The sequence below is a fragment of the Streptococcus sp. 1559 genome, from assembly GCF_013276735.1.
Taxonomy (GTDB): domain Bacteria; phylum Bacillota; class Bacilli; order Lactobacillales; family Streptococcaceae; genus Streptococcus; species Streptococcus pseudopneumoniae.
In genome coordinates this window covers 1-11,569 of record NZ_VMLO01000094.1, presented here as the reverse complement: position 1 = coordinate 11,569, position 11,569 = coordinate 1, and the positions used below count along the sequence as shown (strand labels likewise).

The following is an 11,569-nucleotide window of genomic DNA, read 5'->3' as shown; positions in this document are numbered from 1 at the left end:
TTGAAGCCATAATAAAAAGCTCACTAAAAAAGTGAGCAACATTTCCAATGAGATACTTCTGTTGACGAGCGCGTCTCTCCGCCCCCTCATTGCCTTGCGAAGAGGCTTGGCGAATCGAAAGGAGGTGTTTTTTCCTGTTTTCAATTCTACTTATTTTTGCACATTTTTTTAATTTTATCAAACAAAAAAACGCAAGCCGAAGCCTGCGAAAAGTTTTTTATAACCATTGAATTTCTTTCACATCTGTTTTACGAACTTTAGCATATTTCTTAGCGCTTGTAAAATGTAGAGTAACCGGTTTAAACATTCCACTTTTATCTCTTCGTAAACCTAAAATTGCGGATCTTTTGTTTCTATCTTCAAAAAATATGACGTCCAACTTCATAGTGTTTTTAGATAAATCTTTGGCTAGGATACAACAACTTGTTATCTTAGAATAGAAGATATCACCGATAAAACTATACAAAGATATCCTTTCGATTACATCATTGTACATAGGATGATTTCTAAAATCTTCCAAAATAAAAACACCAGCTTGAATAGCAGGTATTGTTTGACTAGCATAATCTCGTGTGATTTTGTGCAAGCCAAATAAGTGATGTAAATCAGTCAAGCAAAAATCTACTTCGAAAGTCTCTAAATGCTTATAATTCGTTGATACTTGACATGTTTTTCCATCGAATTTCTCTTGATAATCTAAAATACAATCAAGTAATTTCAACGACAAACTCCATATTTTCTCAAAATAAAAAAAGCACGGGGCAGTTCTCACTACTGCCCAAAGTGGATGATTAGAGTCGGCTTCTCTAACTCCCTATGTTGTGCTTATTAGGCTTATCGCAAGGGAACAGTTTTTAGCTCTGCCAAGCCACATAGCGTGCTTACTACTATGTGTCCATGTCTCCATGGATTGCCGAGCGGTTTAACGACGTTTTGGGAGTCGGGATAACGAGAAAAGTGATACTTTTACGTTTTTTCCAACTTAATTATGACATCTTTCTTTCAAAAAGTCAATATTTATCGCTTTCTTTAACGAAAAAAATCCCACAAGAACGAATCCTGTGGGGAGATACACATTTTAGAAAAGCTTTCCTTTATTCTACTATTTTTCTTGTATTTTATCATTCAGTATGATAAAATACAAGTTTTTTGATAAAATAACCAAAAACTACTCGCTATCCCTTCTCACATTACCCTACATATCGTTTGACATGCGACTAATCGTTCAAGGAAACTTCAAGGACAACTTTTCTCTCATCCCCTATGTAGGTCATTTCTACTCTTATAGGCTCAATTTGACACTTTTCTTCTTCGAATTGCTCATATTCCTCCTGAATAGTAAGTTCGATTTATCCAAATTTATTTTTGTCTATTTTGATGAACACTTCCACGAAGATAGTCTGAAAATGAATTTGCACCAATTTTTCTTCTCTTTTTAAGCATATTATTCCAGATATGATTGCCCTCTTGTTCAGTAATAAATTACGCTTTAAACGCTTCAATCAGTATATCTCCTGTCGTCATATGTTCTAAAGAAAATTCTTCTACATATGGTTGAACATCTCTTAGGTTATTACTTCCTAATATCCCGTTATGCTTTTTCGCTAAGGAAATAGAAGCCGCTTCTCCCTTACCAATAACCTTGTTACTATCATGATTTCTTGTTAAATTTCTATATAATGCGTATTCTTCAGTTCCAATGTCTATGCTCACAATCTCAGCTGAACCCTTAGCTACTAACTGGTCTATCCTAGATTTTAAATGGGGGATTGTAGGTATATTGATTTCATCATACACCTCTTGTGGAATAACAATTTTACCCGAATAGAGCTTTTCTAAAAGATGTTCAGTGCCAACCCATAAAAATGCTGAAATACAATCTGTATCAATAAATACACGACTAGTCAAACGACAACTCCCCCTCTTCATCTAGCCCATATACAATATCATATCTGAAAGCATCTAGTAGCAGTTCCTCATACTTCCCTTGCGAAATTCTGTTATTTTCTAAAAGTTGTTCAGTCGATTTAATATAGTGTCCTAATACCATTTCCTTTTTACTTTCTGACAAAGGACGATATAAACTTGTATCATAGCCTAATCTTGAAGCTGTCTCTATAACACTAATATCCATATTTTTAATTTCTTCTGCATCAAGGTATCCATCATTCCGCAATCTATATAACATAGCTTTATGACTGATACCATAAAACTGACCCAATTTTATAATATCTTCTACTTCAAGATGAGTTCTATTAGCATTTTCTCTGATTTCCTCAACCATCCTATACAGTGAAGATGGGGAAACTAAAAAATATGAAGCAAACTGATCCGCTTTTCTTTCAGTTTCATCTCCTTCACCAATCAAGATAAGACTGACTGAACTCTTCTTCACCTCATCATAATAAAGATGATACAGTTCATGTGCTAAAGAAAATCCTTGTCTTCCTAATGACATGTCTGAATTGATTACAATGAGACTTGACTGAGTTCCTTTATAACAGACTCCGCTAATATTCTTTCCGAGTCCATAAAATACCAGCGTCAAATTCTCTATCTTTTGTACCAATTTAAAAATATCTATCGGCGCTTCACCGTCAGCTCCCAACTTTTTTCTAAGATTTGAAGCTTTATTACTTAAATCCATTTTATCAATCATTTATTTTGTCTCCAATAGCTGATCTATCTCAAATTGATTCAATACAATTTTATTGATTTTCGCTAAAACTTTAAGATCTTGGTCTACTATTTTATTTTTTCTAAACGATATTACACACTGTTGTTCAGCTTGTTCGCCAAACAAAAGATATTCAACCGTACAGCAAAACAGGGCAGATAGTTTCTCAATAACATCCGACGTGATATTCCTTTCACCTTTTTCCATTTTGGCAATCATGCTTTGATTCAAAGACAAATATTCAGCAATCTTATCTTGAGTAAGATTTGAAGATATTCTAAGTTCTTTTATTCTTTTTCCAACATCACATACATTTATCATATTCATACACCTCTCATAAAAAGAATAGCACACTCTTGTCATAAAGTAAATTTTTTAAATAAAAAAATTATGACAAAACAAGGAAGCAATTTATTGATACTGCTTAAAAATCCAAAATTGATGATAGTAAACCTATTTGATGAGTTCCTATCAAAAATCGTATCTTCAACCTCAAAACAGTACTTAAAGCTATCCGACTCGATTTACATTGTCAAATTTAGATTTTATTTTAGCATAACTTTCTAGTTTGCTTTTTGATTTTTATTTAATATAGTAGCAAAAATTGAAGGAAATATCTCCACAAGAAAACGCATACTATTAAGCTTTTTCAAGACCTAATAATATGCGCTGTTCTGATTTGAAAGACATTCCATTATTATTTTACTGTTATCAAGCCTTCAGGCTCGACTGTAAATTCTGGTTTTTCTGCTATCGTGCCATCTTCTTTAAGGTAATACCAGCCATCATTTGATTTGACAAAGGCATTAGAAACCATGTCCCCATTTTGACTATCAAGATAGTACCAAGTCTCCTTGTATTTGATCCAGCCTGTTTTCATAGCACCTTCTCCATCGAAATAGTACCACTTCTCAGCGATTTTCTTCCAGCCTGTCGCCATTTCGCCTGACTGGTCAAACCAGTACCAGTTGCCGTCTGTGTGCTTCTTCCAGCGGTCTGCAAGCATATATCCTGAACCGTCAAAGTAATACCAGGTACCATTAACTTTCTCAAACTTATCTTTTGGATAAGAACCATCTGAGTGTACATACCAGGTGCCAGTATCGTTCTGTCGCCATCCTGCTTCAATCGTCAAGCCGTTTTCAATATCCTGCTTGAATTGCTCACGACTAATGCCCCAGCTTGCAAGATAAGGATAAGGGTCAACATGATCTGAGTTGTTGTCAGGTTGGTTATTGGTGCAATATTCGTGTGTCTTGATACCTGCTAAATCAGCAGTATCAAGCGTTTTAGGTATCCCAGCCTCGTCTGCTAGATTACGCAAGAGTTCGATATAGAGACGATAGTCAATCAGAAACTCTTCTTTCGATTCATGGCTTTCAATCAGTTCAACTTGTGCATAACCTTCTGCATTCCAACCGCCCCCAACGTCCCAGGCACCATTATCAACAGGTCCTACCTGCATAACACGACCATTACCGACTACGTGAGAAAAGAAGCCCAATTCAGGATCTTTTCTGTAATGGTAGTCAGCCTCATTTTGAACCGTTGAATTACGGTTGCCTGTGGAATGGGCATGGACTTGCCTATATGGTTGCACGCCGACTTGAGGCAAATCTGTTCTTAATTTACTCACATCAATTTCCATATTTTACTCCTTATCAATTAAAACAACTTATTTTTTACAATCCAGAGCTAGAAACTCCTTTATTTCTACCTCATAAAGAATACAATCCTAGTCACGATTGGGCTTGTAGATAGAACTTCAAAACGCACTATTTTGACACTGTAAATAGGACTGATAAGGTCTGCATCCTATCTACAATAACACCCCAGACTAAAAAGCTTTTCAAAAGTATATTTTTACAGTCTCTATATGTCCTTTTCATAAATACTATACTTTATTATATCATATAAAAGAAGTCAAAAGTCTGTTAAACTATTTTCAAGACCAAACTAAAGATAACAGCACAAGTTTTTTCGATTTTCACTAGAGGAAATGGATTTTATTAGCAAATACAGCTAGGAGAGCACTTTGGTTGCCAAGATGGCCTTACCTTCTTTTATCAAGGGGTGACGGAACAGTGAGAAGTACAGTTGGATGGTCATGGTAACCCAGATGAGGGGTTCACAAAGAATAACTCCCTTATAGCCCGCCCAAGGGATAATCAAGACCACAAAAGCGATTTTCCCGATTAGTTCGATAAAACTAGAAACCAGAGGAAGGATTTTTTGCCCCAAACCCTGCAAACAATTGCGATAAATCAACAAGAGGCTCAAAATGGGATAAAAGGCTGAACTAATTTGCAGATAGAGACTTCCATTTTCTATCAAGTAACCATCTGTCGAACTAGCCAAGAAGGAAACCAAGGCTGGACTGGCAAAAAAGAGGAAAACACAAACAAAAACTGCCCAGGATATACTTAAACGACTGCCGATTCGAAGGCCTTGAACAATACGGTCTGGGCGCTTAGCACCTAAATTCTGAGAAGCAAAGGTCGTCATCGAAGCAGAAATAGCAGTCATCGGAAGAAGGGCGAAGGCCATAATGCGTCGAGCCGCCGTTTGTGCACTTATAATCACTGCGCCAAAGGTATTGACAGAAGACTGTAAAATCACACTGCCGATGGACACAATTGAACTCATCAAGCCCATAGCCAAACCTTGCTCCAAGAGATCTGCGTACAAGGACTTATCCCATTTGAAATGCTTGCGCTGAGGCAAAAGTTCTGGCACACTCTTACAGATATAATAAAAGCAAAGAACCGCTGATAAACCTTGCGAAATAATGGTAGCAAGTCCCGCGGATTGAACTCCCAGATGCAGTTGCGTAATAAAATAGAGATCCAGAACCACATTAACCAGAGCAGAAAAAATCAAAAATCCAAGGGCAGCTAGACTGTCCCCAATGGACTGCAACAAACCTGCAAAAAGATTATAGGCAAAGCTGACACCGACACAAGTCACAATCATAGAAATATATTGATAGGACTGGGGAAGGATTTCAGCAGGGGTATCTAGGTACTGTAAAAGAGGATACAAACCAAGAAAGCCCAGCAGCATCACTACAACACTCAAAAGAGCCCCTAAAATCCAGGTGGATGCTACTGCTTCCTTGATTTTAGTGAAATTCCGAGCTCCATAATAACGGGCAATGACAATCCCCATGCCATTTCCAACACCAAGAGTAAAACCTACAATCAGGTCAAAAATCGCTGTCGTCGCCCCTACCGCTGCCAAGGAGTCTTGTCCAAGAAAACGTCCAACAATCAAGACATCAGCAGTGTTATAGAGTTGCTGAAAGATATTAGACAGCAAGATTGGGAAGGCAAAACTCAAGAGAGAAGGAAGAATCGGACCATGTATCAGGTCCACTGTTCGTTTTTTATTCATAAGGCTATTACATCAGCTTTCTAGTGGAGCCACAAGAAACAGCAAACTATAGTCAATCTGAAATCTTGAATCAAAAATCGAAAAAGTAGCGGATTTCTCCACTACTTTAACAGCTTATTCTTCAATTTCGATTTCAAGTTCATCGCCTAGGTCAAGTGTCACTTCTTCATTCACAGAATCTGCTTGAACTGCTTCATCTTTTTTGTTTTCAGTATCTTGTTCTGAAGCTTCTTCTCCATCAATCAAGCCAAATTTAGAACGGACTTGCTTATCAATTTCATCAAAGATTTCTGGGTGCTCTGCCAAATATTTCTTAGAATTCTCAGAACCCTGACCGATTTTTTCATCCTTGTAAGAATACCAAGCTCCTGCTTTTTTGATAATATCCAAGTCGCTTGCAATCTTCAAGAGTTCACCAGTCTTAGAAATTCCTTCTCCGTACATAATTTCAACTACGGTTTCCTTAAACGGTGGAGCTACCTTATTTTTTACAACCTTAATCTTAGTTTCTTTACCGACATTGGTTTCTTTTTGGTCACCAGTTCCCTTAATTTGTGTGTTACCACGAACATCTAAGCGGACTGAAGCATAGAATTTCAAAGCACGTCCGCCAGGTGTTGTTTCTGGATTTCCAAACATGACCCCAACTTTTTCACGCAATTGGTTGATAAAGATAGCAATTGTTTTGGTTTTATTGATAGAAGCACCAAGTTTACGCATGGCCTGACTCATCATACGGGCCTGCAAACCAACGTGGCTATCACCGATATCTCCATCAATCTCCGCACGAGGTACAAGAGCCGCAACTGAGTCGACCACGACAAGATCTACAGCACCTGAGTCAATCAATTTTCCTGCAATTTCAAGACCTTGCTCTCCTGAGTCTGGTTGTGACAAGAGCAATTCGTCAATGTTAACACCAAGGGCCGCAGCATAAGCTGGGTCAAGGGCATGCTCCGCATCGATAAAGGCTGCAATCCCACCTTCTTTTTGCGCTTGTGCAACTGCATGAAGGGCAACCGTCGTCTTACCAGATGACTCTGGTCCATAGATTTCGATGATACGTCCCTTAGGATAACCACCTGAACCAAGGGCAATGTCAAGAGCTAAAGAACCTGAGCTCATCACTTGCACCTTTTGCTCCGCACGTTCACCCAAACGCATGATTGATCCTTTACCAAAGTCTTTCTCAATCAATTTAAGAGCATCATTCAAGGCCTTTTCACGTTCTGCCCCAAATTTTTTTGAAATTTCTTCTAATTTTTTTGGTTTTTTCGCCATTCTATTCTCCTACATTCTAATGATCCTCAGACCTATCTACTATTATATCAAAAGTTAGTCACTTAATAAAGCCTTGCGAACTAGGTTAAAGGCATGCATAACAGCAATGTGACGTACATCTGCTCGACTTCTGCCTCCAATATTGACCTTGATAACCTCAGTTCCTTGCTCTCGAGCCAAGCCTATGAAGACTGTCCCAGCTGGATGCCCTTCTAGGCTATCTGGCCCTGCCACTCCAGTCAAACTAATTCCAAAATCAGATTGAGTCTTGTTTCGTGCCTGCTCAGCCATCTTCTGTGCTGTAAATTCAGATACCACACTCTGTTCTTCCAAATCCTTGACAGGAATATCCAACATTTTTGATTTTTCCTCCAAGCTATAGGTCACAAAACCACCCTTAAATATACTTGAAGCTCCTGAAAAATCCGCTACCCTAGCTTGGAAAAGACCTGCCGTCAAACTCTCTGCAGCCGTGATGGTTTTCCCTTGTTTTTTCAGTTCTTCTACCACAATGCTGGCTAAACTGGACTCTTCCCCATAACCATAACAAAGGTCTCGTAAAGAAAGTCCTTCAAAGGTCTGGCGATCCAAGATTTGATGTTCCAAAATATCCAGCACTTGATTCGCCTCTTCTTGACTGCTAGCCTTTGTTGACAGACGCAAGGTTACCTCTCCTGTCTTGGCATAAGGTGCCAAGGTCGGATCGGTCTGATTATCAATTAAATCAGCCAAAATCGTCACCAACTGGCTCTCGCCAATCCCAAAGAAACGAAGAACCCGGGAATACAGCTTACTCCCCGTCATCAACTTGGGTAGAAGTTGGTTTAAGACCATAGGCTTCAATTCACTTGGCGGACCAGGAAGGACAACGTAGGTCACTCCATCTACTTCTAGTATTCCTCCCACAGCCAGCCCCGTTTCGTTTGGCAGTGGAGTCGCTCCTTCTACAATTTGGGCTTGTCTTTCGTTATTCGGTGTTCGGGCATAATCTGGTCGCTGGGCGAAAAAGACATCTAACTTCTCCTGAGCCTGAGGATCGAAGACTAATTCTTTCCCTAAAAATTTAGCCAGAGTTTGTTTGGTCAAATCGTCCTCAGTCGGCCCTAAACCACCTGTCAAAATCACCAGACTGCTACGTTGACTGGCAATCTCAAGCAAAGACAAGAGACGGGCTTCGTTGTCTCCTACAGCCGTCTGAAAATATACATCTACCCCAATCTCTGCTAGTTTTTCTGATAAAAACTGAGCATTAGTGTTGACAATCTGTCCTGTCAAAATCTCTGTTCCAACAGCAATGATTTCTGCTTTCATGTTTCCTCCTACCTATCTATTCGTATTTTTTTGAAAAAATCGCAGGAAATTTCCCACGATTGATTTTTTATTTGTATCAAAAGTTAATTATCTTCATCACCAACAGGTGCTCTGCCAAATAAATCTTCAAATAAGACCGCATTGGTTTCAAGCTGAGTGACTTCTTCTTGTCCCAAAGAACGTCGGAGTAGATTTTGCATTTCCAACATATGGGCTCTCGAAACAATCTGGTAAGAAACACCTTGAAGCATCTCTCCTTCACCCTGCAACTGCTGAGTTTCAATGGTTTTAAATGAATCTTTATAGCCTAGCAAGTTAGGGATACTTTTTGCAGACAAATCAATATTGGTCTGCATATTGTCACTCAAAGCTTTTAGAATCTCTTGATAATGACCAACACTATTTAAACTGAGAGCTTTTTCCATGACTTTTTGAATAACTTCACGTTGACGTTTTTGACGACCATAATCCCCCTCAGGATCTTGGTAACGCATTCGTGCATAGACTAGGGCTTCTTCTCCCCCAATATGTTGCTCCCCAACACCGATAGAAATGGTATTAAATTCTTCTTGGTCACTGATAGAAATTGGGAAACCTAGGGTATTATTGACTGTAATACCACCTACTGCATCCACTAGTTTTTGTAACCCTTTCATATTGACCATCACATAGCGATCAATATGGATATTCATCATTTTTTGAATGGTTTCTATAGCAAGCTCTGCTCCACCATCTGCATATGCTGAATTCAGTTTCGCTTCATGAGCCTGACCATTCCCTGATTCAATGCGGGTCAGAATATCCCGCTCTAAACTCATCATTGTTGTTTTTTTCGTTTTAGGATTCACTGTCATCAAGATCATGCTATCACTTCTACCGACCCAAGTTTCAGTTCGTTCAGCATTTCCGGTGTCCACTCCCATTAACAGAATGGTTAGAGGTTCAGTCGCTTCAATAACCTTGGTTTCTTCGCCGATTTTTTTATAGGTTTTAGCTAAGGTTTCTGTCCCTTGTTGATAAATAGTATAAGCAAAAATACCTGCTCCTACTACAGTTACAGAAAGTAAAGCTAGCACCATTCCAATAATTTTTTTAACCATATTTCTACTAATCTATCAGTTTACCCATCAAGTAAACATCGATAAATTTCCCTTCTTCTATATATGCTCCACGCTCTTGGCGACCTTCAATTACAAAGCCATGCTTTTGATACAGATGAACTGCTGCTTGATTACGAGTTTGGACAGTCAGCTGGAGACGACGCAGAATGCCACTTGCTTGTGCCCACTCTATCGCTTCTTCTAGCAACAAACTTCCCAATCCATTATTCCAATATCTTTTTCCAATCACAATGAAGAGATCTCCAATATGATGGACTCTCTTGCGCTGGTCAGCTGTAATATTTACAATACCAGCAATTTTATCATTTAAGAATGCAAGTAAGGTTATCTGATTGTCCGAACTAGCTTGCTTGTTGAGGAATACTTCAATCTCCTCACTGGTCAAGAGAATACCATCTCCGTCTAAGCTGGTAAAATCTGTCTCCAAACTTACACGATTTAAAAAGGCCACTAATTCAGCTGCATCTTTAGGCTCTGCTTCCCTAATGAGCAATTCATACTCCATGTTGAAGCTCCTCTAAGAGTTTTTCTGCACGCAAACCCTTTGCCTGAAAATTTAAACGACGTCCATCTGCTTCTTTTAGAATTTCCAATTCTAAATAAGTATCTGGCAAGGCATCTCCTAAGAGATTTCCCCACTCGATGACAGTCACTCCGCCACCAAAGAGAAACTCATCCAAGTCGATAGAATCCGCATCTCCTTCAATACGATAAACATCTAAATGGAAAAGCGGAAGACGCCCCTCATACTCTCTTACGATAGTATAGGTTGGACTTTTAATCATTTGAGAAATCTGTAAACCTTTAGCAAGTCCTTTAGTAAAGGTCGTTTTACCTGCACCCAGTTCTCCAGTTAAGATTAAAACATCATTCTTTGCTAATAGATGACCCAAACGCTCCCCTAAGGATTGTAGCTCTTCTTCATTTTTTGTGTACATACTCTTATTATACCAAAAACTTTTCTTTTGTGTCTATTTTCCTGCTAAACTTATACTCAATGAAAANNATTTTCGAAGAGTATTACCATCATAACATCCATAAAAACAAGCTTTCTCTAAAAGAAAATGAGCGTAGCAATGACCAATACAAGATCTCGGAAAATATGACCATAAAAGGAAACTTCCTTCTTGACCGAATTTGGGACAAGATAGGCTGCAAAAAACAAACCCAGTCCAATATACATCAGAAGANNATTGGATTTCTTAAAAAGAGAAGTGTTGCTAAAATAGTCACCAACACTGTCTTTTTTCTGTCTAGCATAGCAAGAAAATCGCGCATGTATTTTTTCAAGGGTAAAAAAATCAGCAAATCTAGCCCAAATAGAAAGAAAAAGGATGGCAATAAAAAGTCAACTAATTCTTGCTGCAGCGTATTTTTAATGAACAAGTTATCTGACAAGACAAGGACAGCTCCTAATAAATTAATTAAGAGTAACATACTGTAAAAAAGCTTCACTGACTTCTTACTGGCTAGGACACTATGGACTTCTTGCTTACGGGTATAAAGATAATTTACTCCAGCACAGATTCCTGAAACGAAGACCATACTTCCGATGAAAAAAGCTGTACTTTGTTTAAAGGACAAGATGCATTCCTTCCATAGAAAACAGCTACTCAAACTGATTTGAATTAAAGCTAACAAAAATAAGATTCTCATTGTTTTCATCTTTTCTCTCCCTTCCTACCAATCATTATACTAGGAGAAAAGAGAGAACTGTTTTCAATCTTCTCAAATGTCTCTTTTAGACGCTAAACAAACATGAGAGACTACTACTCAATGAAAATCA

12 protein-coding genes and 1 pseudogene are annotated in these 11,569 nt (G+C 38.4%); all 13 read right to left on the bottom strand.

Features of this window, described 5'->3' with window-relative positions:
* A partial coding sequence (locus HT688_RS11550) for a hypothetical protein (RefSeq protein ID WP_205380607.1) occupies positions 1-181 on the bottom strand: 181 nt, incomplete at its 3' end.
* A 36-nt stretch (positions 182-217) separates the two neighbouring features.
* Complete coding sequence (locus HT688_RS10125; RefSeq protein WP_023939144.1) at positions 218-721, bottom strand: PBECR4 domain-containing protein; 504 nt, start codon at positions 719-721, stop codon at positions 218-220.
* Positions 722-1,482: 761 nt separating this feature from the next.
* A complete protein-coding gene (locus HT688_RS10120) occupies positions 1,483-1,908 on the bottom strand; it encodes a PIN domain-containing protein (protein WP_000204075.1) in 426 nt (141 codons plus the stop codon).
* Complete coding sequence (locus HT688_RS10115; RefSeq protein ID WP_306345051.1) at positions 1,901-2,647, bottom strand: ImmA/IrrE family metallo-endopeptidase; 747 nt, start codon at positions 2,645-2,647, stop codon at positions 1,901-1,903. The genes HT688_RS10120 and HT688_RS10115 overlap by 8 nt, the downstream gene beginning before the upstream one ends.
* A gap of 12 nt (positions 2,648-2,659) precedes the next feature.
* Positions 2,660-3,004: a helix-turn-helix domain-containing protein gene (locus HT688_RS12075; RefSeq protein WP_001056000.1), complete on the bottom strand. Its 345-nt coding sequence runs from the start codon at positions 3,002-3,004 to the stop codon at positions 2,660-2,662.
* Positions 3,005-3,374: 370 nt separating this feature from the next.
* Positions 3,375-4,325, bottom strand: a complete 951-nt coding sequence (locus HT688_RS10105) for an N-acetylmuramoyl-L-alanine amidase family protein (protein WP_000401884.1) — start codon at positions 4,323-4,325, stop codon at positions 3,375-3,377.
* 374 nt (positions 4,326-4,699) lie between these two features.
* On the bottom strand, positions 4,700-6,070 hold the full coding sequence (locus HT688_RS10100) for an MATE family efflux transporter (protein ID WP_001036247.1): 1,371 nt from the start codon (positions 6,068-6,070) through the stop codon (positions 4,700-4,702).
* Between the two features lie 114 nt (positions 6,071-6,184).
* Positions 6,185-7,351 (bottom strand): recombinase RecA, encoded by a 1,167-nt coding sequence (gene recA, locus HT688_RS10095; protein ID WP_001085465.1) that lies wholly within the window; start codon positions 7,349-7,351, stop codon positions 6,185-6,187.
* 54 nt (positions 7,352-7,405) lie between these two features.
* A complete protein-coding gene (locus tag HT688_RS10090) occupies positions 7,406-8,662 on the bottom strand; it encodes a competence/damage-inducible protein A (RefSeq protein ID WP_000642684.1) in 1,257 nt (418 codons plus the stop codon).
* An 83-nt stretch (positions 8,663-8,745) separates the two neighbouring features.
* A complete protein-coding gene (lytR, locus tag HT688_RS10085) occupies positions 8,746-9,762 on the bottom strand; it encodes a glycopolymer--peptidoglycan transferase LytR (RefSeq protein WP_000239274.1) in 1,017 nt (338 codons plus the stop codon).
* Positions 9,763-9,769: 7 nt separating this feature from the next.
* Entirely contained in the window at positions 9,770-10,288 is a 519-nt protein-coding gene (locus HT688_RS10080) for a GNAT family N-acetyltransferase (RefSeq protein WP_000455532.1), read from the bottom strand.
* The gene (tsaE, locus tag HT688_RS10075) at positions 10,278-10,721 is read right to left on the bottom strand and encodes a tRNA (adenosine(37)-N6)-threonylcarbamoyltransferase complex ATPase subunit type 1 TsaE (RefSeq protein WP_000288246.1); all 444 of its coding nucleotides are present in this window, start codon (positions 10,719-10,721) and stop codon (positions 10,278-10,280) included. The genes HT688_RS10080 and tsaE overlap by 11 nt, the downstream gene beginning before the upstream one ends.
* Before the next feature lie 116 nt (positions 10,722-10,837).
* Positions 10,838-11,448, bottom strand: a pseudogene (locus tag HT688_RS10070) (hypothetical protein).
* Positions 11,449-11,569: the final 121 nt, after the last annotated feature.